This is a genomic window from Macrococcus psychrotolerans (assembly GCF_038095555.1).
Lineage (GTDB): Bacteria > Bacillota > Bacilli > Staphylococcales > Staphylococcaceae > Macrococcoides > Macrococcoides psychrotolerans.
Genome location: NZ_CP124591.1, coordinates 154832 through 180931, shown reverse-complemented (window position 1 = coordinate 180931; position 26100 = coordinate 154832). Strand labels below are relative to the sequence as shown.

Genomic DNA, 26100 nt, shown 5'->3' with positions numbered 1-26100 from the left:
GCATTCTTCAATTAACATATGTTTCGGTTTTATTTGTCGTATATTGCATTAAATTTCAATATTTTTCACCCAAATAGCTCTAATACTTTGCGCAAGAACGGTACATGTAATAATGATAACGATAAATGGAATAATCGAACTTTCCCCCATCACACCAACTAGGGGTGATAGTATACCACCAATTAAGAACTGCATTAGTCCCAATATTGCCGATGCACTGCCAGCACCCTGATTCTGTACTTGCATTGCGATAGAAAATCCAGTCGTTCCTATCATACTAACCGGAGTAATCATCAGGAAGAATGCAGCACATAGCATCCATACCGGAAGATGGAGCACCAACACTATTACTGTAAGTATCATGCCAACGAACTGAATATTTTGTCCTAGCTTCAATATCTTCAGTTCATCCATTTTATTTACAAGTTTAGCGGTTAACTGACTGAATACAATTAAGCCTATGCCATTCAATGCAAATAGATAACTAAATTGCTGTGCATTCATATCATATATTTTCTGGGTAATAAATGGAGACCCAGAAATATAGCTGAACAATACACCATATGTTAGTGATTGGAGCATCAACATCGTCACAAATGCTTTATTTGTCAGCAATAATTTAAAGTCTTTCCAAATTGATTTCAATGCGCCTTCATTTCTGTTATATTTCGGTAAGCTCTCCTCTAAAGTAAGTGCTAAGAGTACCATCAATACACCATAAATTGCTAAAATATAAAAAACAGTATGCCATGTAGATATGCTCAATATAACGCCGCCAAGTACGGGAGCAAGAACAGGTGCAAGTCCATTAACAAGCATCAGCACTGCTAAAAACTTCGTTAAATCTTTCCCTTTATATAGATCACTTGATATCGCTCGTGACAGTACAGCTCCTGCACCACCACAAAATCCTTGAATAAATCTAAAGAAAATAAGCCATTCTATCGTAGCTGCACGCGCAGCAAAGTAAGAAAATAAAGCATATCCAATAAGTGCGATAAACAACGGTTTCTTTCTCCCTGTAACATCACTGATGGGTCCTACTATAATCTGACCTACTGCTAAACCTATCATACATGCAGTCAGACTGAGCTGAGCATAGGAAGCGCTTGTGCTAAGATCATCTGCTACACGTGGTAAAGCAGGCAAATACATATCTAATGATAATGGTCCAAAAGCTGCTAGTAATCCTAATGTTAATATGAGTATGAGCTTATTATCTTTCTTCATATACTTCCTCCAATGTTTAATATAAATTACTATACTAGATTTCCTACAGTAAGCATATGATTTGTTTAATCATCCATAAAAAGGGTAAATATAGATATAACCAATCTATTGAAAGAAGGTATATTATGACGAATGTAATCAATGAATTACACACAGATTTATATATAAATGGAGAATGGGTAACAACCCAGGACAAGAAAGATGTCATAAATCCGGCAACTGGTGAAACAATCGCACAAATCGCACAAGCTAACGAAGCACAAGTAGAAGAAGCGATTCAAACAGCTCATGAAGCTTTCTCTGGCTGGAAAGCACTTGAACTTAAAGAACGTGTTACTTATCTGCATAAAATTGCTGACTTATTAGAAGAAAATGCAGGTCGTCTTGCTGAAATTATGACGTTAGAACAAGGAAAACCTTTGAAAGAATCTAAATTAGAAGTACTTTCAGGAGCTGAAAGCTTTAGATGGAATGCCGAAGAGTCACGTCGTCTCTACGGTGAGCTTATCCCTGCACCAAACAATCATAAATATGAAATTATTTATGAACCAATTGGAGTCGTTGCGGCGATTACACCATGGAATTTCCCATCTGGTATGATTACACGTAAAATTGCACCAGCACTTGCAGCAGGAAATACAATTGTTCTTAAACCTTCAGGAGATACTCCTTTATCAGCGCTCGCGATATTTGAATTATTCGAACAAGCAGAGCTTCCTAAAGGTGTAGCAAATATTGTTATGGGCAGTTCTAAAGAAATCGGTCAGGCATTTACTGATTCTAATAAAGTAAATAAGATTACTTTTACCGGTTCTACACCTATTGGTAAAGCATTATACGAGCAGTCAGGCCAGACTTTAAAGAAAATGTCTCTTGAGCTTGGAGGACATGCTCCATTTATCGTTCATGAAGATGCTGATATCGAGGCAGCTGTAAAAGGTCTAATAGCTGCAAAATTCCGTAATAATGGACAAGTTTGTATTGCACCTAACCGAATATTTGTTCATAGTTCTATTAAAGATAAATTTATGGATAAGCTTGTTCCTGAAGTGGAAGCACTTAAAGTTGGCAATGGCTTAAATGAGGAAAGTGATATCGGACCATTAATTCGTGAAGATGCTATTGATAAAATCAAGCAGCAGATCGTGAATGCTACAGATAAAGGGGCAACACTTGTCACAGGTGGTCATAGACTTACTGAGGGTGAGTATTCAAACGGTTTCTTTATACAACCTACTATATTAGATCATGTTAATAAAACAATGGATATTTTCTATGAAGAGACTTTTGGACCTGTAATTCCTATCATTACATTCGATACGATCGAAGAGGCTCTCGCTATGGCTAATGATACAGAGTATGGTCTTGCAAGCTATGCATATGCAAGTGATAGTTCTATTATTCAGCAAATTTCTAGAACTCTAGAATATGGTATGGTCGGAATTAATGAAGTTGCAATCTCAAATCCAGAAACGCCATTCGGTGGTGTAAAACATTCAGGATTTGGTCGAGAGAATTCTCATCTCGGTATTAAAGAGTATGTAACAGCAAAATTTGTAAATACACAATTTCTATAAAAAAAAGATGGCTTCTATGCCATCTTTTTTTATTTACAAAAGCTCTGTATTCTTTTATACTTATATAGTTAGTTAGGCTAACTATATAAAAGAGGTGGTGACTTCCTATGACAAGAGCACTACAGCAAATGCAATTATTTGATCACATCCTTGCTCTAAGGAAAGCATATGTTGATCATATGAACAAATCGTTAATTCAGTTCGGTCTGTCCTCCGCTCAATGGCTTGTCCTAAAAATTATTGTGCTCAAACAATCTACGACACTAGTAGAAATCGCTAAGCTACGTAATATAGAAAAGCCCACAGCAACAAAAATAATTCAGTTTCTTATTCAATACGAATTTATTGAGAGTACAGTTGGACAAGATAAGAGGTCCAGATTACTTACCCCTACCGCTAAAGGACACACAACTTATGAAGAGGTCATGATAATGATAGAGACTGTTCAAACCAATTATTTAAAGAATATCGATTCTGACACATTACTCATTATTAACGAGGCACTCTCGTCAATTGAAATTACTGAAGAATAGAAAGGATTTGTTATATTGGAAGAAAAATTATGGACTAAACCATTTATCATGGTTTCTTTGATCAATTTTATATTAATGTTATCAATGTTTTTATTACTTGTTACAATCGGTGGATACGCAGTTGACGAGTATCATGTCTCTACGAGTACTGCCGGCCTCGTATCTGGAATCTTTATTGTCGGGAGCTTATTCGGAAGATTCTGGGCTGGGAAAAATATTGACATTTTAGGTCAAAAGAAAGTGCTCGTAATTGGCGTACTCATATTTACGATTACAACTGCCCTCTACTTCGCATCGTTCAACTTACCATTACTTCTTGCAATACGTTTTTTAAATGGGATGGGCAATGGCATTGCCTCTACAGCTACAGGGACCATTGCTGCATTTATCACGCCAATAAAGCGCCGTGGCGAAGGTATCAGTTACTTTAGTATGAGTACAGTGATGGCAACTGCTATTGGACCGTTTTTGGGATTATCATTACTTCAGGTTATTTCCTTTAGACAACTCTTTATTTTCTGTTTAGTCCTTGCAGTTATCGGACTATTAATGGTGCCTCAAGTTAAAGTGAACCACGAAGTAAAATCTATGAACTCACACGCGCCGAAAGGCTTCCATGTTTCAGATTATATCGATCGTAATGCAATCCCTATTTCAATTGTTGTTCTTATTTGCTGTACAGCATATTCAAGTGTACTCAGCTTTATTTCATTTTTCACAAAAGAGAACAATTTGATTACTGCAGGAAGTTTCTTCTTCCTTACTTATGCACTAGTTGTACTGATATCCCGTCCAATCACAGGTAAACTTATGGATAGAAAGGGTACGAATATCGTGATGTACCCATCACTCATCTCCTTTTTCCTTGGATTATTGTGTTTAAGTATCACGCATGCTTCCTGGACTTTAATATTAAGCGCTGCATTGCTAGGATTTGGATACGGCAACTTTCAGTCTATTGCACAAGCAACAGCAGTTAAAGTTACAGATCATGAAAAGATGGGTCTTGCAACGAGTACATACTTTATCTTTTTAGACTTTGCGCTTGGATTCGGCCCTTATATATTAGGACTATTTATCCCGATGCTTGGGTTGCATGGCTTGTATCGTTACATGAGCATCCTAGTAATTATCGGAATGGTTGCATATTATATGCTGCATGGCAGGAAGGCACATCTTTATTCTTAAGTTTTTTCATATCTCTTTACTCTAGTTGCAAATTACTGCACAATATAATTTAGGATTAAATTTATGGATGTGAACAATTTGAATATATTTTTAACGGGTGCAACCGGTTTTGTCGGAGCACAACTAATCAATAAGCTGCTACAGAATAATAATCATCATTTGTATATTCTATATCGTGATGAAGCACGTAAGAATAAATTAATTACTAAGGAAAATGAAAGTCGCCTCCACTTTGTTCAAGGTGATATCACCTCGCCTAATTGCGGTCTTGACAAGGATGTTATAAAGCTTCTTCCAGAAATGGATTACTTTTATCATCTTGCAGCATTAGTGAAATTTGATGAAGAACTGCGCAACGATCTATTTAATATCAATTATCATGGAACATTACACGCACTTAACTTGGCAAAGGATTTAAATACAAAGCATTTCTTATACGTATCGACAGCATATACTGTCGGCACAAACGAGTATGCTAAGGAAATACTACATCCAATTGGTACACCAGTAAATAACCCATATGAAGAGAGTAAGATTAAAGCTGAACACGCAGTCGCTGAAAGCGGATTGACATATTCAATTTTACGACCTGCGATTATTATCGGAGATTCTGTGACTGGTGAAGCGGACTCTAAGTTCACGCTTTATGGCTTTATGAAAGCTTTGAAAGTATTTAAACGTAAGATGGACCGTAAAGGATTAATTGGCAAACAGCCATTTCGCTTATTCGCAGATGATAATTGTACATCGAACTTAGTTCCAGTTGATTATGTCGTTAAGGTACTGGCGCATGCTATCTTACATGCACAGCATGAAACAATTTATCACATAACGAATAATAATCCCCCAGAAAATTTAAAGGTGCTTGCAATGATTAAAAATCATTTAGAATTTGACACATTGACTGTCGCACCAACATCAGCACGTTCTACAATGAATGCTGAGGAAGCTGTGCTTAATGGCTTCATCCATGTATTTGAACCATATTTCAAGAAATCTATCGTATTTGAAGAAAATAATACAAAAATGTTGTTAAGCGAAGTAAATGAAACGACACTACAACTTACAGACGAGAATCTAGATTACATTATCGAAGTTTTCTTCAAATAAAAACAAGAATGGAATTAGTTTCCATTCTTGTTTTTTAAATTGTTCTTTTCTTTGCATAATTACGATAATAATCTTTAAATGTGATAAATACCTTTCTTTTCTCATCGTAAAGTTTATATTTAATTGTCTCCAGACTTTGTTTAAATGTGATTGTCGTTGCATACTGCAGTGGTTTAACTTCTTCGTGTGCAGTTTCGAGATAGTAATTTGGAATTCTCGGACTTAAATGATGCACATGGTGGAACCCAATGTTCCCTGTTAACCACTGCAATAATTTTGGTAATTTGTAATACGAACTCCCTTCAACTGCAGCTTTAACATAATCCCACTCTGAATTCTCTTCGAAGTACGATTCTTCAAATGTATGCTGAATATAGAACATCCATATACCAAGCATTGACCCGATAAACATAATCGGTAGAAATACCGCTGCAAAGAATGCAAATCCAAAGTACCAGATAATAGATCCATACACGACCAAGATTGCAATATTATGAAAATACGTATTTAATTTTTCTTTCTGCTTAGCACCTTTACTATTAATTCTGTTTGTAACGAACAATAAATATATCGGCCCTAAAACAAACATAACAAATGGATTACGATACATACGATAACCACGTTGCTTCCACTTACTTGCCGCTTCATATTCATCAATGGTCATCATCCATATATCACCGATCCCCTTCTTATCAAGGTTGCCGCTTGTTGCATGATGAATATTGTGTTCTCTGCGCCATTGCTGATACGGAAACATCGTCAAAAATCCAGTAAAATTTCCCATTGCATCGTTCCACTTCTTATTCTTAAAGAACGAACCATGACAACAGTCATGAAATATAATAAACGTTCGAACTAGGAAGAATGCTGCCACAATACTAACAGCTACTGATATCCATGGAGAAACACTGTAACTTAACATACTTATCGCTACAAGTACTAAATAAGGAACCAGTGTATTTAGCACCTGGACTAAACTTATTTGTAGTGCGGATTTCTCATAAGGCTTAACCATCTTTCTTAACATTAACTTTTTGTCTCTTTCCATAAGTCACCTCTAAATAAAATAATAATGAAACCACGATACCGAAAAGGATTGTCAGTTAATATTATTACCTAGTACTAATTTTATTACTACTCTATTATAACGTTTATTTTGAATAATAAAAGTAAAAAATAGCATATCATCGATTTTTTCGATGATATGCTATATTAAAATTGTTATATGAATATATATATACTTACACATAGTTTATATCTAATAAAATTATTATATTAAAATAATAATTTTAGCCACCAATATAATTCATATTTATTTTCTTTTTCTTTCTTTGCCTCACAGTTTCGGCAGTACGTTCATCAGAATAACGATCCTGACGCACAGACCATAGTGCAATAAGCTTGTCCTTCAACTCCTGATCTGTCGCACCGCTTCTAATAAATTCTTTCAAGTCATAACCATCTGTTGCAAATAAACAACCAAATATCTTACCATCTGAACTTAAGCGTGTTCTTGTACACGTTGAACAAAATGATTCTGACACGCTTGTAATAAATCCGAGTTTTGCGCCATTATCATGAACATAATATTTCGCAACTTCGCCAAAGTATTTCGGTGGTTCATGCTTAATATTAAAATGCTCTGAAATATGCGTTATCATTTCCTGTTTCGTAATTACTTTATCAAAATTCCAGCCATTGTCATTACCAACATCCATAAATTCAATAAAGCGCAATGTTATTTTTTTATCTTTGAAATACTTGACCATCGGAATCATCTGATGGTCATTCATACCTTTTTGTATCACCATGTTCACTTTAACTTGTAAACCAATAGATACAGCGTGATCAATTTGTTCTAATATTTGATCCGCACTGATACCACGTCCATTTACCGCTTCAAATGTTTCATCAAGCGCGTCTAAACTGACATTTATGCGACGTAATCCAGCATCATATAATGCTTGTCCGTGCTTTTTCAGCAACAAACCATTCGTCGTTAAACCGATATCTTCTATACCTTCTATCGCTTGGATTTCGCGTATTAAGTCCGGTAAATCTCTACGCAATAGCGGCTCCCCACCTGTAATCCTTACTTTCTTGACACCGAGCTGTGCATATACTTTTGCAATACGCGTCAACTCTTCAAAGGACAGTAATTCATCTTTCGGCAGAAAAACATAGTCATCACCAAATATTTCTTTCGGCATGCAATATGTACAACGGAAGTTACAGCGATCTGTTACAGAAATACGCAGATCTCTAATCGGGCGCCCTAATTTATCTGTTATTTGTTTCATTTGTCACCCTCCTTACGTTCTGTAAATCAGTCTTTGTATTAATATTAGCATACCATTCGCTTTCGTCGCTTACTTCTGAAACAGGAACAAACTGTGCCTCAACCGTCAATTGTTTTAATGCATAACGCTTTTGTTTCATACTCTCTTGTATAACAGGTAGTAACGAACGATGATAAATCGCAATTGTGCGATGTACTTGTAAGTCATCCTTATAACACAGCACATTTACATTTCGTGTATTAAAACAACTAATAAGATAGTCTATTGCTTCTGTTGTTATAAACGGTGTATCAACAGAGACGACGAAGTAACTTTCTGAAATACACGTTTCCATTACAGTGTATATGCCTGACATCGGGCCACAATCCGCTTCGATATCCGTTACTACGTGCATATCGAGTTGCTTCTCTTTAATTTCCTCTTCAAAGTATGAAGTCCTCTGTTTATTCGTGCTCAGAACAATGCACGATACGGTACTTTCTTTAAATGCTTCATATACATGCTCGTAAAATGGCTTACCATCGATTTTGTGAAGGGCTTTATTGCTGCCAAAGCGTGTAGAAGCACCTCCTGCTAATATAACACCGATCATTTAGCCACCACTAACAGGTGGAATTAATGCGACAACATCATCATTATGAATTACATCTTCGTCGCGTACAAACTCTTCATTAACAGCGATTTGAAATTGCTCATCACGTATTACCGGATACGTTTCATATAAATGCTTTCTAAACTGACTTACTTTAACAGGCTCAGCAAACGAAAACTGATCTTCTGTGCGATCCAGTTTTGCTTTAATATGTGCAAAATATAATACTTTCATCATATCACCCCTTATAATTCGGATGGTAACCTCTTTGGCCACCCATCCACTGTTCTCCGTCTTCCCATATTTCTTTTTTCCATATCGGAACAATCTCTTTAATGCGTTCAATCGCATATTCATTTGCTGCATAACTATCTTTGCGATGCGGACTCGATACACAAATCACCACTGCTATCTCTGATACTTCAAGATTACCGATACGGTGAGCAATACTTACTATCGTCTCCGGCCATTTCACGTTTATTTCCTGACCGATCTGTTCTAATTTTTTCTCTGCCATTGGAATGTATGCTTCATATTCCAGATACTCTGTTTTAACACCTTGTGTCCATTCTCTTACGATACCGGTAAACACACATACTGCACCTTGATGTGGCGTTACCGTCATCTTTCTATAATGTTCAACATCAATCGGCATAGTTACGACCTCAAATTGTTTCACGTGTATCACCTACCCAACTTTGTATGAATTTCTTTATCACTTGTTCACTATCAACGGATGTATCTACCATCAGTTTAATATTTTGTAACTGAGATAGCATCTCTTTATCTTCAGCATTGTTGTAAAGCACAATTTTATCGTAATGTGCCTGCTTATAACCTTCTACTAGCACAATATCCTTACACGTTACTTCTTCATCGATAATAGTCTGGAGTTCAATCGATTCATTCTTTCTTAGCTTATGAATATACGCATATCCCTGGACGATGCTTTCATCTGCTCCGTTCTCTATATATGTTATATGATCACGAGTTCTTGGAATATCTATTTCCTGTCCACCAATTTCACCGTGATGTTTAATAACAGACACTTCATAATCGAGTGTTTTCAATTGCTTAATAATACGATTCATCGTTGTTGTTTTTCCAGACTTTTTAAATCCAACGACTTGCAATACTTTTACCATGATGAATCCTCACAAGAAAGTTCTGTTAACAGGACATCTACAGTGTCACCTTGTTTAAACCCTCTCGTTCCCCCAGGTAAAACAATCATGCTATTGCTTTTTGCGATGGCGATCACTGCATTACTCTTATTAAATCCACTCGGCGCTACCGTCATATTACGGTAATCTAAATCCGCTCTTATAAATCTTGTAAATGGATTTGCTTTCGTGAAGTCTTCTGCAAGCGTTGCTTTAACCACAGTCGGATATACTTCGCTCTGACCCATCATTTTACGCAGTACAGGCTTCGTATATAGCTCAAACCCCGTGTAACAAGCGCTCGGGTTACCCGATAATCCAAAAAGAAATTTGTCATGACTTACCGCTACAGTTGTTACACTGCCTGGTCGCATCGCAACTTTGTTGAATAACACTTCTGCTGAAAGTTTGTTATATATTTCAGGCATGAAATCGAAGTCACCAACACTCACACCACCCGTAGTAATTACGATGTCATGTGCATCCAGGGCATCACGCACTACTTCGTATAGCGCATCGAAGTCGTCACCATGAACACGATAGTCTTTCACTTTAATACCCATCGCTTTACAAAGTGATGCAATCATCGGTCCATTTGAATTTCTAATTTTCCCTGGTGCAAGTGATTCATTCATTTCTACAAGTTCTGATCCAGTAGCAATTAGTGCAACAGTCGGCTTATGGTAAACGTTCACGTACTCATACGAGAAGGTCGCCAATACTGCGATTACACCTGCAGTAATTTGCGTTCCTTTCGGAATAACAACTTCACCTTGCTTACATTCTTCACCCTGCCTTGAAATATTTTCACCAGGTGTAAATGGTTTTCTAAGCGTAAAACCCTTTTCTATGAGCGACGTTTGTTCAAGCATAACGACAGCATCTGCACCCTCTGGAATTGGCGCACCAGTCATGATACGTACTGCTTCGTTGTCTTTTAGTTGTGCGTCACTTACATGTCCGGCACCGATATGATCGATAACTTTAAATGCCTTACGCGCATCACCACTTGCACCTTCTGACGCTTCACTTACAATCGCAAAGCCGTCATATGGCGACTTATCAAACATCGGTATATCATATGTTGCAATAATATCTTCAGCTAATGTATAGCCTAAACTATCGGTGTAATACTTATTCGTTACTATTTTATATTTAGCATGCTGTAAACATTTATCTATCGCTTCTGTAACTGGAATGGGTGTACGTTTTTCAAGCATCGTTATCCTACTTTCTCTAAATGTAGTATGATAGTTATAGTATACAAAAAGGAAGTGAAATGATGAACAATTTAACACACTTTAATGAACAAGGACGCGCTAAGATGGTAGATGTATCAGATAAACCTACCTCAACACGCACTGCTGTTGCTAAAACTTCGATTAAAGTAAACGCAGTCATTTATGAGCAAATCATCAACCACAAGAATAAAAAGGGCGATGTGCTTGGCGTGGCACAGGTGGCAGGTATTATGGCTGCAAAGAACACCGCACAAATTATCCCGATGTGTCACCCACTAAATTTAAGTGGTATCGATATTGCCTTTGAATGGGATACGATTGACGGTTATGAAATATTAATCACTTGCACCGTTAAAACGACCGGACAAACAGGTGTTGAAATGGAAGCTTTAACGGGTGCAAGCGCGACGGCACTTACAATATATGATATGACCAAAGCAGTTGATAAAGGTATGATTATCGGTCCAACTTATCTCGAACATAAATCTGGTGGCAAAAACGGCGATTTTAACCGTTAATTACTTATTAAGCTCATGCACAATGTGATGAATCTCTTGTGTAATGAGCTTTTTCATTGCGAGATTTACAGCACCAACTGATCCTGGTATCGAGAAAATTACGGTATTATCTTTCGTACCACATAACGCACGTGAGAGCATCGCTCGTGTACCTACATCTTCTGTATAGCTTAAATAACGAAATATTTCACCGAAACCTTCCAGTTCTTTATCGATAACAGACTTCACTACTTCAATCGTAACATCACGTTTTGCAATACCTGTTCCACCTGTCGTAATAATGACATCCACTTTATCATGCAGTAATTTCATAATGCTCGCTCGAATATCAGCCTGGTCGTCTTTAGCAATCAAGTAATGTTCACGTGAAACATCGATTTCAATACTTTTTAAATGTTCAACAATTGCCTTTCCGCCCTTATCCGTAGCATAATCTCTCGTATCACTTACTGTAATGACACCTACATTTAATTGTTTACGCACATCATTTGAATGTTCCATACTAATCGCTCCTAACCAAATAGTTGATGATAAACTGTCTTGCCTTCCGCCATCGATTGAACTTCATGAATAAGCATACGACCACCTCTAAACCGTACAATCGGATAGCCGTTAAAGTTAAACCGAATAAAATAAGGTGTTTCCTGCACGGTAATAGACAATGATTCTAAATGTTTTAACAATTCTTCATCACTAAACTGTGTGGTAATTTGAACAGTATCTCTCCCGCATAACATCGTTTCATGTGTACGTTTATGCAGTTCTGGATATGTTGCTTGTCCTCCGCACGTCATACACTCATCATCATACATACGAGAAAATTTAAGGGCTGTATGATCCATCTGCCATACATCACCAAACACTAATTTCGCATCAAACGGTGTCCCTGTTAATAACTTTAACGCATACGCCATCTGAAAGCTCGTTGCCATACTTACTGCAGGTTCTATAACACCTACTGTATCACAGGTTCTATTCATGATTGGTAACATACCCATCACACAATTAAAACACGGTGTTTCACCTGGAATGAACGGACATGCCACATAAGTCGACTCTACACACGCACCATAAATCCATGGGATATTATATTTATAAGCGAAATCGTTAATTAACAATCGCGTTTCAAAGTTATCTGTTGCATCTAATATACAATCACATTGCAAAAACGCCGCTTCTAGAAGCGGCGCATCAAGATGATCGATGTAAGTTTCGATTTGTATATCACTTCGGATTGCTTTTAATTCTCTTTCACAAGCAATCACTTTAGGTGTCGAATCAACTGCATCTTGTTCCTTAAATAGTGATTGTCGTTGTAAATTAGAAAGCTCAACATAGTCGCGATCAACAATCACAATTTTATTTACACCGCACCTCGCCATGGATTCTGCAAGATGTGTACCAAGTGCACCGCACCCTACAATCCCGACAGTCTTTTGAGATAATCTCTCCTGACCCTCCTGGCCGATACCATAAAATTTTATTTGTCTGTCATACCGCATATGTCATCCCCTAATTTCTGCCTTCTTTTTTGTCCATCCAGAACATTGTTGTTAATGCAATTATACCAAACACTGCGAGGAAGGCAAAAGCTGGTTTATTCGTTCCAAAGTTTGCAGCACATGCCGCAATGACTAGCGGTGGAAAGAATCCACCTAATCCACCCATCATCGAAACAATACCGTTAACAATACCTGCTTGTTTAGAGTAATATGTCGGAGCCAATTTAAAGATTAAGCCATTTCCTAACCCCGCACATGCTGAAATAACTAAACATCCGGCAGTAAAGAAAGAGATTTGATGGTTAATCGAAAGCATTGCTGCACCAATAATAAGACCAACAAACACAACTTTAAGGACATCCATAGCACGTAACTTGTCACCCAGCACGCCACCAATTGGGCGTAGTAATGTGGCAATCGCGATAAATATACCTGTACGTATTCCTGCATCAACTTTATCTAATCCAAAGTTATTAACCAAGAAGTTCGGCAAGAACAATCCAAATGCTACAAATGAACCGAATGTAATGAAGTACCAGAAGCTCAGTAAATACAGTTTATACTCTGGTAATACACCTTTAATCTGATCCATTAATGGTTGTTTTACTTTCGGCTCATCTTTATCTCCTAATAAGAAGTTCAGTAGCGCAAATAATGCCATAACTACTAAATAAGATTTAACAGTGTTGCTCCAGCCAATTGCATTCGCAAGCGGTGGTGCTGCGAACGCTGATACAGCAGTTCCGATATTCCCCATTCCATAAATACCATTCGCTAAACCATGTTTTTCTTTCGGGAAATATTTCGGAACACTCGTAACACCTACAGAGAAGATTGCGCCCCCAACACCTAAGAAAAGGCCTGAAATCATCAGCATCGTAGTAGACTGTGCTAAACTAAGTAAGAATACTGGAATCAATAAGAATATAAACGAGAATAAGAATACCTTTCTTGCACCGATTAAGTTGGCATAATAACCAAGTGGGATACGCAAAACTGAGCCAAGAATAACTGGTATCGCTAAAATAATTGCTTTCTGACTTTCTGGAATGGTAAATTCTTGTGACATAAATGGCATAAGCGGTGCAATGATTGTCCATGCCATAAACCCTGCAACTAAACTTAACGTCTGTAAGGGTAACTGTACTTTACTTGTTGATTTGTCCATTTCTTTCACCTTTTTCATTAGTTTGTGATTTACTATACAAAACTATTGTAAGGCGATTGTGATACATTTAACATTGGGGAATTCCCCCTATAACTGAGTCATTTCCCTATATAAAGAGAGAACTAGAACTCTTTCAAGTTTTAGTTCTCTCTTTATATAATCTTTGTATTCAATACCTCTAGAAGCATTTCTTCATCTTTTATCTTAAATACCTTTTCCGCCATTGTGAACAGTACACTCTCTTCCTTATACATGTGCACCATACAAATTTCGTAACCTTCGTTCAAATCATTCAACAGGAGATTAATATCTTCTACACTCAGTTCCATCATATTTGTAACACCGTTAAAGTGATTAAAATATTGTGCCATCTCATCATGCTCAGCTTCAATTGTCAGTATCGGACCTTGATCTGTTCCAATATAACTTCCTAGAACAGGAAAGAAAAATCGCTCTTCTTTTGCCTGGTGCTTATCAAGTACCGGTAAAAACTCCGACACTTTTTCTTTTAATAACTTTAGTTTATGATATTTTGAAAGCATCGCTTCTGTAGCTTTCACATCCATCATGATTTGATACCATTCATGTAATAGTGAACGCATCAACATGTGTTCATTCTCTAAAATACGCAGTGCTTTCATCTTTGTTTGAAATTGCATCGTGTCACTACCTTTTTTAAAATTCAAGTAATTTTTTCTTAAGTGCGTATTCTACAAGTTCCGGTTTACTTTTAAGCTCTAGCTTATCCATGATTCTTGCTTTATGTGCTTCTACAGTTTTTACTGAAACATATAACATTTCAGCTATTTCTTTATTACCATAACCTTTCGCAATTAAAGGTAATATCTCTAATTCTCGTTTTGTTAATATTTTTAAATGATCATTTTTCGCTGAGTACTCTGTATCATGGTGTATTAATTCATGCACGAGTGACGTTGCCATCTTAGGATCGATATAAGTTCCCTCTTGATAGACCGTTCGCACTGCTTTAATCAATTCTTCGTCTGGAGCATTTTTCAGAATATAGCCGTTTGCACCATTTTTGAGAACATGAAACAAATACTCTTCATCATCATACATCGTCAATATCAGTATCTTTGTCTCAGGAAATGCCTCTTTTATTTTACCTGTAGCAATTAATCCTGATTCTCCTGGCGGCATACTTAAGTCCATAATCAGTACATCTGGTTTATATTGCGAGACCATTTGGAAAGCTTCCATACCATCTGCTGCTGTTGCAACAACTTCCATATTGTCTTGATAGTTCAAAATCATCGAGAATCCCGTACGCACAACTGCATGATCATCTGCAATTACAATCTTCATATTTATCCCCCTAGAGTGGGATGGTTAACGTTACAAACGTACCTTTTCCTGTTTCGCTATTAATCTCAACATACCCATTGACGATAGCCGCACGTTCTTGCATACCAAAGAATCCGAGTCCGGATCCTTTTGGTGTATCTCCTGGTGTAAACCCATCTCCACTGTCGCTAATTTCTACTGTTAATTCGGTTTCATCTTTTTGTATAAATACATTTACTTCATCGACATTCGCATATTTTAAGCCATTCAGTATTGCTTCTTGTGTAATTCTGTATACTGCTGTTTCTATCTCATTAGAAAAACGAATGTTGCCTATATTCTCATCCATATTAACTTCAAGACCATAGCTCTTTTCAAGTTGCTTAAAATGAGAGTTAAATGCTGCTACTAAACCAAGATCATCTAAAGAAGAAGGCCTCAACTCTAAGGATAGATTGCGTATATCATCCATTAGTCGTGCGATTGAACCTTCCATCATCTGAAGATGCTTCTCTTTCTCTTCTTCAGTCTTATATTTCATCAAACGAATGTCAACTGATACATTAAGCAACTCTTGAATCACACTATCGTGCAATTCTCGTGAGATTCTTTTTCTTTCATTTTCCTGCGCACTAATAATTTTTTGTGTAATTGTTTTCTGATGAAGAATTTCCTGCGTTTTTATTTGCTGGGAAATATTTTGCAATGTCAGTACTTTAGTGCCGTTATTTTCTTTTAGCACGACGTAAGATGCTGAATACGGTTTAGGCTCCCCATTTTCATCTTTTAGAAATAATTGAAACGACTGATTATTTTGTTCACGTTTAATAAAACAGTCTCTGCACTCCATTATTGCATTTTCACTTGTAACTCCTAAACATGTGCGACAAAGATTTCTTGTCAGACCATCAATATTGTCATGTAAATCAATCACTTTTTGAGCGGCTTGATTCATTGTGAGTATATTGTTCTTTTCATCTATAAATATGATGAGTTCATCGGTATCGTTATAAAAGGCATCAACCAATCCATCATCATTTATTTCACGCTCAAGTTTCGACACTATTGATCACATCCTTACAATAAAAAGTACCGAGTCCTTGCTCAAGACTTTTTTTGAGCTGTTCATGCATCGTTAAAGTAAACGGACGTTTACTTCTATTCCCAATAAGAAGTACAGCTGCAACTTTATTGTATTTCCATAATGGTACAGCGATAAAACTCGTTAACTTTTCAAAACGAATAATCGGAAAATCAAATAGGTGTGCATTCAAACTACTGGATTCAATATCAAGCTCAATCCAGTCTCGCCCTGTTTTAATTACGATACCGGCGACACCCTTACCTTTTTTTAGTTCAATCTTCTTGTAACGTTCATTTGTTTCACCCGAAACATGGCGCCAGTGAATATCTGTCTGTAAAATTAAATCAGAAGGCATCGCGAGTCCGATAAAATCTACATTCAGTGATTCTCTAAGCTGGTCTATCATCGCTTGATAATCATGCATCATTTACACTCCTTTGCCTTCTGATTATAACTTATTATTTATGTTTACGATATATAATGTGACTGCGTCCGACATAGTTTACAGGTACACTCCATACATGGACAAGACGAGTAAATGGCCACAATGCTGTAATTAAGAATCCTGTGATTACGTGAATCTTGAAAGATAATGGAACACCTTCCATATATCCTGCTTCAGGTCTTAATATTAATAATCCGCGGAACCATTCAGAGATTGTATTACGATAATCAAAGTCTGGTAATGTAGCATTCGTTACGATTGTTGAATAACAGCCGATAAATACGATGAATAGTAATAGAAAGTTAACAAGAATGTCTGATAACGAGCTTAGCTTTCTTACGTTTTCATTTGTTACACGACGTGCTGTCAACAATAACATACCAATAAGCGTGACGATTCCGAAGATGCTTCCGATATATACGGCACCGATATGATATAAATGATCACTCACACCAATTGCACGCAACCAGCTTGCAGGAATACCTAGACCTACGACATGCCCTAATATAACCGGGATAATTCCTAAGTGGAATAAAATACTCCCCCACATCAACGACTTCTTCTCTACAAACTCACTTGACTTTGCCGTCCATGAAAACTGATCATATTTAAACCTAAAAATATGACCAATAATAAAAATCGCAATACACGCATAGGGGAATATTACCCACAATAATTGATTACCCATTTAACGTCACCTCATTCTCATCTTTAATCAAACATGCCTTACATGTTTCTCTTATCGCCAAGATTAAATGATAATATGGGCTCTTAATATGTTCTAATGCTTGCAGCAGATTATACGTACCATCTTCAATGACCATTAATAACAACCCCATGCTTTCCTCTGCACGTTCATCTCCGCGCCAATCCGCTGCATAAATAAATTCACACATTAATGGCAAGAAGTCTGACAGTTCTGATGAAGGCATTTCAAGTCCAAACATTTCATACAATACTTTAAGTCGTGCAAGCATTTGTCCGCGTTCTTTCTTATCCTGGAATTTAACATATGTCATGTATAACGTCGTCTTCTTTTCAAAGTCAAATGTCGACGTATACACTTCCTGAATTTCAGACAAGCTAATTTCATGCATATTATTCCAGTACTGATTGATTGCTTCATAAGCAGGATGATCCTCTGCAAACACCCCGTCGAATTCTCTTGGATGAAAATTTAATTTTTCTGGGTAAATGAGCTGGTGACTAAAGAATCCAAATGCACGTTTATAATCATAAAGTTTATTTAAATCAATCACGCCAAATACCTCCATAGAAGTTATCTTCATAAACTTCTTTACCAGACTTACCAGCAGGTACTGGACCACAACCGTCACAATCTGCGCCGAAGTTATCGCTTGTATAACCCTCGCCACCTTGAGCGCTATACGTATTCATGTATCCTTCTTTATGTGATGTCGGGATGACAAAGCGGTCTTCATGCTTTGCAATTGCAAGTAATCGATACATTTGTTTCACTTGATGCGCTGTCATGCCGATACGGTCTAAACGTGACGCGTCGAAGTCTTTACCACTTGAAACGGCTCTCATGTAACTACGCATCATCGCCATACGTTGCAACGCTTCTTTTACAGTTTGTGCATCTCCTGCGGTTAACATGTTTGCTAAGTATTGAATTGGTAAACGCATCTCTTCAATTGCAGGGAAGATCATATCTGGGTTCTTGATAGAATCTTTACCTTCAAAGTAGTTCATAATCGGACTAAGTGGCGGGCAGTACCATACCATTGGTAATGTACGATATTCAGGGTGTAATGGGAATGCGAGTTTGTATTCAATTGCAAGCTTATATACTGGTGAGTTTTGTGCTGCTTCAATCCAGTCTTGTGCAATACCATCACGCTCTGCCTGAGCAATCACTTCTGGGTCATGAGGATCTAAGAATAAATCGAGTTGTGCTTGATATAGATCTTGCGGATCCTTTACAGTCGCTGCTTCTAATACACGGTCAGCATCATACAGTAATACACCTAAATAACGCATACGTCCCGTACATGTTTCAGAACATACTGTCGGAAGTCCTGCTTCAACACGCGGGAAACAGAAGGTACATTTCTCAGCTTTGTTCGTTTTCCAGTTGAAGTAAACTTTTTTGTAAGGACAGCCAGTCATACAATAACGCCATCCACGACAAGCATCTTGGTCTACAAGTACGATACCATCTTCATCACGTTTATACATTGCACCGCTCGGACAACTTGCCACACAAGATGGATTTAAACAATGTTCACATAGGCGTGGTAAGTACATCATAAACGACTGTTCAAAATTGAACTTAATTTCTTCTTCAATCTTTTGAATGTTTGGATCTGTTGGTCCTGTGATGTGCGCACCAGCTAAGTCATCTTCCCAGTTCGGGCCCCACTGTAAGTCCATTTTTTTACCTGATACTAATGATTCAGCCGTTGCGACTGGTGAATGCTTTTGTTCTTTCGCGTTCGTAAGATTAGCATAATTGTAAGTCCATGGCTCATAATAGTCTTTCATTTCAGGCATATCTGGGTTGTAGAAGATTTTCCCTAAAGCAATTTTAGAAAGTTTAGAACCTGATTTAAGCTCTAATTTTCCTTTGCTGTTTAACTGCCAGCCACCTTTATATACTTCCTGGTCTTCCCAGCGCTTCGGATAGCCGATACCTGGTTTTGTCTCTACGTTGTTAAACCACATGTATTCAGCACCTGGACGATTCGTCCAGGTACTTTTACATGTAATACTACATGTATGACACCCGATACATTTATCTAAATTCATTACCATTGCGACTTGTGCTTTAATCTTCAAGCCAATCAACCTCCTTCATCTTACGTACAGCAACGTAAACATCACGTTGGTTACCAATTGGACCATAATAGTTAAATCCGTAACTAATTTGTGCATAACCCCCAACAAGTTGCGTTGGCTTCAAGTGAATACGTGTTGGCGCATTATGTGAACCACCACGCGTATCTGTAATTTCAGACCCTGGTGTTTGAATATGTTTATCTTGTGCATGATACATGAACATCGTACCACGTGGCATACGGTGAGAAACCACAGCACGAGCTGTAACAAGTCCGTTACGGTTATATACTTCCAACCAGTCGTTATCGTTAATGTTATGCTGTGCTGCATCTTCATTGTTGATCCATACTGTTGGACCACCGCGGAATAATGTTAACATGTGTTGATTATCCTGGTATGTTGAGTGAATATTCCATTTACCGTGTGGTGTTAAGTAACGTAAAACCAAACTATCTACGCCACCTTTAATCTTCTTATCTTTCGTGCCAAATACCATTGGTGGTAATGTCGGTTTGTATACAGGCAGTGATTCACCAAATTGCTGGAATACTTCATGGTCAATATAGTAACTTTGACGCCCTGTTAACGTTCTAAATGGAACGAGTCGTTCAATGTTCGTCGTAAATGGTGAATAACGACGACCTAATTTGTTCGAACCTGGGAATACTGCAGTTGGTATCACTTCACGTGGCTGTGCTGTAATGTTCTGGAATGTAATTTTCTCAGCTGCACGTTCTGCTGAAATATCCTTTAATTCCATACCTGTTTGTCGTTCAAGATCTTCATATGATTTTTGTGATACATGGCCGTTTGTTGCCGATGAAACGTTCAGAATAACATCTGCAACGCGTTTTGCTGTATCAATTCTTGGCAATCCATTTTTCACTGTATCATCTTCATACGTACCCACCATCGAGCGTAATTCATCGTATTCTTCTTTAACGCTGAAACTTACGCCGTGCGCGCCTACTTTACCATTCTCCAGCAAAGGTCCTACTGATATATATTTGTCGTACACTTCCGTATACGTACGATCTACAATCGCAAATCCTGGCATCGTTTTACCCGGAACTGCTTCTACTTCACCTTTAGTCCAATCACGAACAATGCCCATAGGTGTAGAAATTTCTTGCTGTGAGTCATGTGCAAGTGGTGCAGTGACAACGTCTTTGAATGTACCTTTTAAGTGACGTTCTGACATTTCAGAGAACGTCTTCGCGATAGATTTATAGATATCCCAGTCACTTCTTGATTCCCAAAGTGGATCTACGGCTGGATTAAATGGATGAACGAACGGATGCATATCTGTAGAAGATATATCATGTTTCTCATACCAAGTCGCAGCTGGTAATACGATATCTGCGTAAAGTGGCGTTGTTGTCATACGGAAATCAAGTGCTATTAGTAGATCTAGCTTACCTTCAGTATCTTCACGCCATACGACTTCTTCAGGCTTTTCTGTTTCATTAGGTTCAGCAAGTAATCCATGCTTTGTACCTAATAGATGTTTCATAAAGTATTCCTGTCCTTTTGCTGAAGAAGAAATTAAGTTAGAACGCCATACGAATAATGTTTTCGGGTGGTTCTTCTTATTATCGGGATCTTCTACTGCAAATTTCGTTTCACGTGATTTCACGCTTTCAACTGCACGTTTTAATATTTCTTCATTCGTAAAGTTGCCGGCTTCACGCGCATCTTCTCCGAACAGTAAACTGTTCGTATCAAACTGCGGATATGACGGTAACCATCCCAGACGTGCAGCAAGCACGTTATAATCTGCTGGATGCTGATGTTTTACATTCTCTGCAAGTGGTGATGTTAATGCATCTACACCAGATTCTTCGTATTTCCATTGATCAGTAGCAAAGTAGAACCAGCTCGTTGCGTTTTGTAATCTTGGTGGTCCTTGCCAATCTTTTGCGAATGCAATTGTGGACCATCCTTCAATCGGACGACATTTCTCCTGACCGACATAATGTGCCCAGCCTCCGCCATTTACACCTTGTGTTGCACATAATGTAACTAAGTTTAATACTGAACGGTAAATTGTATCTGAGTTAAACCAGTGATTTATACCCGCGCCCATAATAATCATTGAACGTCCACCAGTGTCGATTGCATTTTGTGCAAATTCACGTCCAACTTGAACAACGATGGATGGTTTTACACCTGTAATCTTCTCTTGCCAAGCTGGTGTATAGATAGAACTTTCATCATCATAATCTTTTGCTTCTAAATCTGTGTTAAAACGGTTTACACCATATTGAGACAACATTAAATCATAAATTGTAGCAACATATTGTTCTGTACCATCATCAAGCGTGACTTTCTTCGCTGCAATCGGACGTTTGAATGTTCCATTACCTGCGTTATCAAAGAACGGGAACACAACCTCAACAACTTCATGACCTTTATCTTTAATAGTCATTGCAGGATCAATTTTTGTACCGTCTGCTGTTTCTAATTTAATATTCCATTTCACATCTTTTTCCCAGCGTTGTCCCATCGTACCGTTAGGCACAACGATTGATTCCGATAAATCATCATATACGACTGGTTTCCACTCACTATGCTCAGAAGTATCTCCTAAATCACTCGAACGTAAGAAACGTCCTGCTTTCAATGTATCTTCATGTTTATCTAACATAATTAAGAACGGCATGTCTGTATATTGTTTTGCATACTCAATAAACATCGGTTCCTGACGTTTTTCATAAAACTCATCAAGTATTACATGTGTCATACCCTGTGCAAGTGCTGCGTCGGTACCAGGATTCGGTGCTAACCAGTTATCTGCAAACTTAACATTTTCAGCATAGTCTGGTGCTACTGATACAACTTTCGCACCTTTATATCTAACTTCTGTCATAAAGTGAGCATCTGGTGTACGTGTTAGTGGTACGTTAGAACCCCACATAATAATATATCCGGCATTATACCAGTCACTCGATTCTGGAACATCTGTCTGCTCACCCCAAATTTGCGGAGATGCTGGCGGTAAATCTGCGTACCAGTCATAAAACGATAACATTTCCCCACCCAGTAACGAGATGAAACGCGCACCTGATGCATATGAAATCATACTCATCGCAGGGATTGGCGTAAAACCTGCGATACGGTCTGGACCGTATTTCTTGATCGTATAAATTAATTGTGCTGCAATAAGCTGTGTTACTTCACGCCAGTTCACACGGACATGACCACCCATACCACGTGCTTGTTTATATGCCTTCGCCTTTGCTTCGTCTTCTACAATTGACTGCCAGGCACGTACGGGATCTCCAATCGTTTCTAAAGCTTCTTGCCACATGCGCCATAACACCCCGCGAACATAAGGAAACTTAATACGTAACGGACTATACTCATACCATGAAAATGAAGCACCACGTGGACAGCCACGAGGCTCGAATTCAGGCATGTCCGGACCACATGATGGATAGTCGATTTGTTGATTTTCCCATGTGATAATGCCGTTTTTAACGAAAACTTTCCATGAACATGAACCTGTACAGTTTACGCCATGCGTTGTTCTTACAACTTTATCGTGACTCCAGCGCTGACGGTACATCTTTTCCCATTCGCGACTTTTCTCTTCTAATACTGACCAATTTCCATTGAATTTTTCTGTTGGTTTAAAGAAACGTAATCCTGTTCCAATTGCCATTTATAACACTCCTTTTAGACATTCGCCCTCTTACTTTAGATTATGAAACTTTTCACAAGTTAGAGCCATTGGGGAATGTCCTAAAGTGTGTAGGGGAATCCCTATAGATAACCGTTCAATAATATATTCAAAATTTTTATTTTGAAGCAATTGTCAAATACGTTATGTGCTTAATTTGATATGATATAACTAAAGGGGGAATCATAATGACGCCTGAAGTTTATGTTACAAATAATATATTGAAGTATAATCGTGACGGATTACGTGAGGAGCATGATCAGATTGCAACTGAATTCCCATTAACGATTTATATCAATAACGAAGAATTCGCAACAATAGTGTGTACACCTGATTATATGAAAGAACTTATCATAGGGTTTCTAGCCTCAGAAGGTATAATAAGAAAGTTTAGCGATATCGAGAAATTCCATCTTGATGATTCTAAAGGACTATGTCATATTACACTCACGCGCGAGATACATTCAATTCATGCAAATCACTCAAAACGTATGATCAGTTCTTGCTGTGGGAAAAGCAGACAGTTTTATTTTGTTAATGATATGCAAACGTCTAAAGTATCTACAACTGAGAAGACGATTACGCCAAGTGAAGTCATTCGTATGATGCAGCATCTTCAAAGTGAAAGTAAAGCATTTCAAGTAACGGGAGGCCTGCATAACGCAGCAATCAGCGATGGCGATGCCTTCCACTTACACCGCACAGATATCGGTCGACATAATGCAATGGATAAACTATATGGGCATTGCATATTAAATCGCATCCCAATTAAAGATAAAATATTAATATTCTCGGGTAGAATCTCTTCTGAGATACTGATAAAAGCCTCTAAAATTGGTGTAGGGATAATATTAAGTAAATCTGCTCCGACAGATCTTGCAATTAAGCTTGCCGATGATTTAAACATTACCGCAATTGGATTTATAAGAGAGGATAGCTTTAATGTATACAGTCACCCCGAACGCTTAATTATATAAATTTCTGCATAATAAAAAGCGCCGATTAAGCGCTTTTTATTATATATTTAAACTTCTTTTTATTTGTGGGTTCTTTCTTAAAGATACAGCAAGTAGTGCTGCAAGTAATGCTTTAATAAAATCTCCTGGCAAGAAAACCAATACAGAAGTATAAGCTTTCATTAGATCTATTTTTAAGTTTTGCGCCATGAATGCCCCACCAATTAAATTACATAAAATTGCACCGATAAGCGCATTAACAATAAATACTTTCCACACTGAAAAGTGTCTCATCTTATCTGTAAATAAGCCGATTAAATAGGCAACAATAACATATGATAATAAATAGCCACCTGTCGGACCGAAAAATAATGCGAATCCTCCGCGGCCACCAGATAATACAGGTGCACCCACTGCTGCAAGCAACAAGAATAATAATACAGCAAACGTACCTTTCTTACGTCCTAACAAACAGCCTGCCAGCATTATGCCTAAATTTTGAAGAACAATCGGAACAGGCAAACCAGGCACAGGAATTGGAGGGATAATACCCATCGCAGAGATTAAAGCTGCAAACATTGCGATAATCACTAAATCTTTCAATTTCATTTCTTAAACCTCATTTCAACAGAATAAACTTATTCTACACTATTCGTTAACCTTTTAGTACAAAAAGTTAACAATGGATATAAAAAAATAGCTGGAATATCCAGCCATTCATCATTTCAAATTCATTAACTTGTCTTTCAGAACTTTTCTTTGATGTTCTAAAGAAATTGGATCATTAAACCAGAAATCTTCAGCATCATATTCAACGAGGCGGTTATTTTTAACTGCATCCATGTTCTTCCACAAATTAGATTCAGTTACTGTATTTGTAGCAGACCCTGCATCACTTGACACGAGTACAATATCTCCTGCATAGCTACTCAAACTTTCAGAAGAAACTTTCTTCCATCCTGTCGGTTTAACATCTTTAACAATTTTATCCTGCATCTTCAAGTCAAACGCTTGATAAATAATTTCTGATCCACGGCCCCAGTTATCGCCATACACATAGATTTCTTTTTGGAAGAACTGGAAGATAGAATAAGTTTTATCTTCACCAAGATGTTTTTTAATTTCTTTACCATCTTTTTTCGTCTCTTTATTCCATTTATCCACAAATGCTTTTGCTTCTTTTTCTTTACCAACAATTTTTCCTAATAATTCGTGTACTTCTAAATAATCATGCTTTGTATATGTAAAAGGAATTGTTGGTGCAATTTTTTCATACTTCTTATTATCTTTATCAGTATCAAATGAAATAATTAAATCTGGTTTTAGTTTAGCGACTTTCTCAACATCGCCTGGATTTAACTGTTCTACACCCTTAAGCTTCGGTTTTAATATATCAGATTGGAATGCATATTGATCTGCTCCAACCGGAGTAACACCTAAATCAATTAAATTCCCAACATAGCTTGCACCCATAACAACGATACGTTTTGGTTCTTTTGGAATTTTTATTGTTTTGCCGCTATCTGTTTTAAATTCTACTGTTGTTTCTTTTTGCTCTTTCTTGCTATCTTTATTCCCGCATGCTGCGAGCATGATAATACATACGATGAATAATATTAATATTTTTTTCATTACTTTCCCTCCAATTGATATTGATTATCATTACCAATTAATTATATGAACAATCATTGACAAAAGCAATAT

At 37.4% G+C, this 26100-nt stretch carries 27 protein-coding genes; 6 read left to right on the top strand and 21 right to left on the bottom strand.

The annotated features are described in order from the left end of the window. Positions 1 to 48: 48 nt before the first annotated feature. The gene (locus tag QA539_RS00905; protein WP_219493614.1) at positions 49 to 1230 is read right to left on the bottom strand and encodes a multidrug effflux MFS transporter; all 1182 of its coding nucleotides are present in this window, start codon (positions 1228 to 1230) and stop codon (positions 49 to 51) included. A 125-nt stretch (positions 1231 to 1355) separates the two neighbouring features. On the opposite strand from QA539_RS00905, the gene QA539_RS00900 reads away from it, so the two are divergent. The 4 genes from QA539_RS00900 (at position 1356) to QA539_RS00885 (ending at position 5638) form a co-directional block, all read left to right on the top strand. After that, complete coding sequence (locus QA539_RS00900; protein WP_419895270.1) at positions 1356 to 2807, top strand: NAD-dependent succinate-semialdehyde dehydrogenase; 1452 nt, start codon at positions 1356 to 1358, stop codon at positions 2805 to 2807. 107 nt (positions 2808 to 2914) lie between these two features. Then, complete coding sequence (locus tag QA539_RS00895) at positions 2915 to 3340, top strand: MarR family winged helix-turn-helix transcriptional regulator (RefSeq protein ID WP_219493611.1); 426 nt, start codon at positions 2915 to 2917, stop codon at positions 3338 to 3340. A gap of 15 nt (positions 3341 to 3355) precedes the next feature. Next, the gene (locus tag QA539_RS00890; protein ID WP_241427467.1) at positions 3356 to 4528 is read left to right on the top strand and encodes an MFS transporter; all 1173 of its coding nucleotides are present in this window, start codon (positions 3356 to 3358) and stop codon (positions 4526 to 4528) included. A gap of 63 nt (positions 4529 to 4591) precedes the next feature. Further along, positions 4592 to 5638: an SDR family oxidoreductase gene (locus QA539_RS00885; RefSeq protein WP_419895269.1), complete on the top strand. Its 1047-nt coding sequence runs from the start codon at positions 4592 to 4594 to the stop codon at positions 5636 to 5638. A 34-nt stretch (positions 5639 to 5672) separates the two neighbouring features. Here QA539_RS00885 and QA539_RS00880 read toward each other — a convergent pair whose 3' ends face one another. From QA539_RS00880 to glp, 7 genes are all read right to left on the bottom strand, one after another. Next, a complete protein-coding gene (locus QA539_RS00880) occupies positions 5673 to 6686 on the bottom strand; it encodes a fatty acid desaturase (protein WP_219493608.1) in 1014 nt (337 codons plus the stop codon). Positions 6687 to 6927: 241 nt separating this feature from the next. After that, positions 6928 to 7938, bottom strand: a complete 1011-nt coding sequence (gene moaA, locus QA539_RS00875; protein WP_219493607.1) for a GTP 3',8-cyclase MoaA — start codon at positions 7936 to 7938, stop codon at positions 6928 to 6930. Beyond that, positions 7919 to 8530, bottom strand: coding sequence for a molybdenum cofactor guanylyltransferase MobA (gene mobA / locus QA539_RS00870; protein WP_419895268.1), 612 nt, complete (start codon positions 8528 to 8530; stop codon positions 7919 to 7921). Before mobA ends, moaA begins: the two co-directional genes overlap by 20 nt. Further along, a complete protein-coding gene (locus tag QA539_RS00865; RefSeq protein ID WP_219493605.1) occupies positions 8531 to 8764 on the bottom strand; it encodes a MoaD/ThiS family protein in 234 nt (77 codons plus the stop codon). Positions 8765 to 8768: 4 nt separating this feature from the next. After that, complete coding sequence (locus QA539_RS00860; protein ID WP_419895267.1) at positions 8769 to 9209, bottom strand: molybdenum cofactor biosynthesis protein MoaE; 441 nt, start codon at positions 9207 to 9209, stop codon at positions 8769 to 8771. Beyond that, the gene (mobB, locus tag QA539_RS00855) at positions 9196 to 9675 is read right to left on the bottom strand and encodes a molybdopterin-guanine dinucleotide biosynthesis protein B (protein WP_219493603.1); all 480 of its coding nucleotides are present in this window, start codon (positions 9673 to 9675) and stop codon (positions 9196 to 9198) included. The genes QA539_RS00860 and mobB overlap by 14 nt, the downstream gene beginning before the upstream one ends. Next, positions 9669 to 10913, bottom strand: coding sequence for a gephyrin-like molybdotransferase Glp (glp, locus tag QA539_RS00850; RefSeq protein ID WP_419895266.1), 1245 nt, complete (start codon positions 10911 to 10913; stop codon positions 9669 to 9671). The genes mobB and glp overlap by 7 nt, the downstream gene beginning before the upstream one ends. 62 nt (positions 10914 to 10975) lie before the next feature. Between glp and moaC the strand changes: the two genes are divergently transcribed. Then, positions 10976 to 11452: a cyclic pyranopterin monophosphate synthase MoaC gene (gene moaC, locus QA539_RS00845; RefSeq protein WP_219493601.1), complete on the top strand. Its 477-nt coding sequence runs from the start codon at positions 10976 to 10978 to the stop codon at positions 11450 to 11452. Here moaC and QA539_RS00840 read toward each other — a convergent pair whose 3' ends face one another. The 11 genes from QA539_RS00840 to QA539_RS00790 form a co-directional block, all read right to left on the bottom strand. Further along, positions 11453 to 11953, bottom strand: coding sequence for a MogA/MoaB family molybdenum cofactor biosynthesis protein (locus QA539_RS00840; RefSeq protein WP_219493600.1), 501 nt, complete (start codon positions 11951 to 11953; stop codon positions 11453 to 11455). Positions 11954 to 11964: 11 nt separating this feature from the next. After that, entirely contained in the window at positions 11965 to 12954 is a 990-nt protein-coding gene (locus QA539_RS00835) for a ThiF family adenylyltransferase (protein ID WP_419895265.1), read from the bottom strand. A 10-nt stretch (positions 12955 to 12964) separates the two neighbouring features. Next, positions 12965 to 14122 (bottom strand): nitrate/nitrite transporter, encoded by a 1158-nt coding sequence (locus tag QA539_RS00830; protein WP_419895264.1) that lies wholly within the window; start codon positions 14120 to 14122, stop codon positions 12965 to 12967. A gap of 152 nt (positions 14123 to 14274) precedes the next feature. Beyond that, a complete protein-coding gene (locus QA539_RS00825; protein ID WP_419895263.1) occupies positions 14275 to 14781 on the bottom strand; it encodes a hemerythrin domain-containing protein in 507 nt (168 codons plus the stop codon). Positions 14782 to 14797: 16 nt separating this feature from the next. Beyond that, on the bottom strand, positions 14798 to 15448 hold the full coding sequence (locus QA539_RS00820; protein ID WP_012656053.1) for a response regulator: 651 nt from the start codon (positions 15446 to 15448) through the stop codon (positions 14798 to 14800). A 10-nt stretch (positions 15449 to 15458) separates the two neighbouring features. Then, positions 15459 to 16490 (bottom strand): sensor histidine kinase, encoded by a 1032-nt coding sequence (locus tag QA539_RS00815; RefSeq protein ID WP_419895262.1) that lies wholly within the window; start codon positions 16488 to 16490, stop codon positions 15459 to 15461. Then, complete coding sequence (locus tag QA539_RS00810) at positions 16477 to 16935, bottom strand: GAF domain-containing protein (protein ID WP_219493593.1); 459 nt, start codon at positions 16933 to 16935, stop codon at positions 16477 to 16479. Before QA539_RS00810 ends, QA539_RS00815 begins: the two co-directional genes overlap by 14 nt. Positions 16936 to 16969: 34 nt before the next feature. Further along, positions 16970 to 17644, bottom strand: coding sequence for a respiratory nitrate reductase subunit gamma (gene narI, locus QA539_RS00805; RefSeq protein WP_099483331.1), 675 nt, complete (start codon positions 17642 to 17644; stop codon positions 16970 to 16972). Next, positions 17637 to 18215, bottom strand: a complete 579-nt coding sequence (gene narJ, locus QA539_RS00800; protein WP_219493592.1) for a nitrate reductase molybdenum cofactor assembly chaperone — start codon at positions 18213 to 18215, stop codon at positions 17637 to 17639. The genes narI and narJ overlap by 8 nt, the downstream gene beginning before the upstream one ends. Next, on the bottom strand, positions 18208 to 19758 hold the full coding sequence (narH, locus tag QA539_RS00795; RefSeq protein ID WP_219493591.1) for a nitrate reductase subunit beta: 1551 nt from the start codon (positions 19756 to 19758) through the stop codon (positions 18208 to 18210). Before narH ends, narJ begins: the two co-directional genes overlap by 8 nt. Then, positions 19748 to 23422 carry a nitrate reductase subunit alpha gene (locus QA539_RS00790; protein WP_419956627.1) on the bottom strand — a complete coding sequence of 1225 codons (3675 nt, stop codon included), beginning with the start codon at positions 23420 to 23422 and terminating at the stop codon, positions 19748 to 19750. Before QA539_RS00790 ends, narH begins: the two co-directional genes overlap by 11 nt. A 206-nt stretch (positions 23423 to 23628) precedes the next feature. On the opposite strand from QA539_RS00790, the gene fdhD reads away from it, so the two are divergent. Continuing rightward, a complete protein-coding gene (gene fdhD / locus QA539_RS00785) occupies positions 23629 to 24417 on the top strand; it encodes a formate dehydrogenase accessory sulfurtransferase FdhD (protein ID WP_219493590.1) in 789 nt (262 codons plus the stop codon). Between the two features lie 39 nt (positions 24418 to 24456). Here the strand turns inward: fdhD and QA539_RS00780 are convergent, their stop codons facing one another. After that, positions 24457 to 25005, bottom strand: coding sequence for a biotin transporter BioY (locus QA539_RS00780; protein ID WP_419895261.1), 549 nt, complete (start codon positions 25003 to 25005; stop codon positions 24457 to 24459). A gap of 111 nt (positions 25006 to 25116) precedes the next feature. Continuing rightward, a complete protein-coding gene (locus QA539_RS00775) occupies positions 25117 to 26028 on the bottom strand; it encodes an ABC transporter substrate-binding protein (RefSeq protein ID WP_283722091.1) in 912 nt (303 codons plus the stop codon). Positions 26029 to 26100 lie beyond the last annotated feature (72 nt).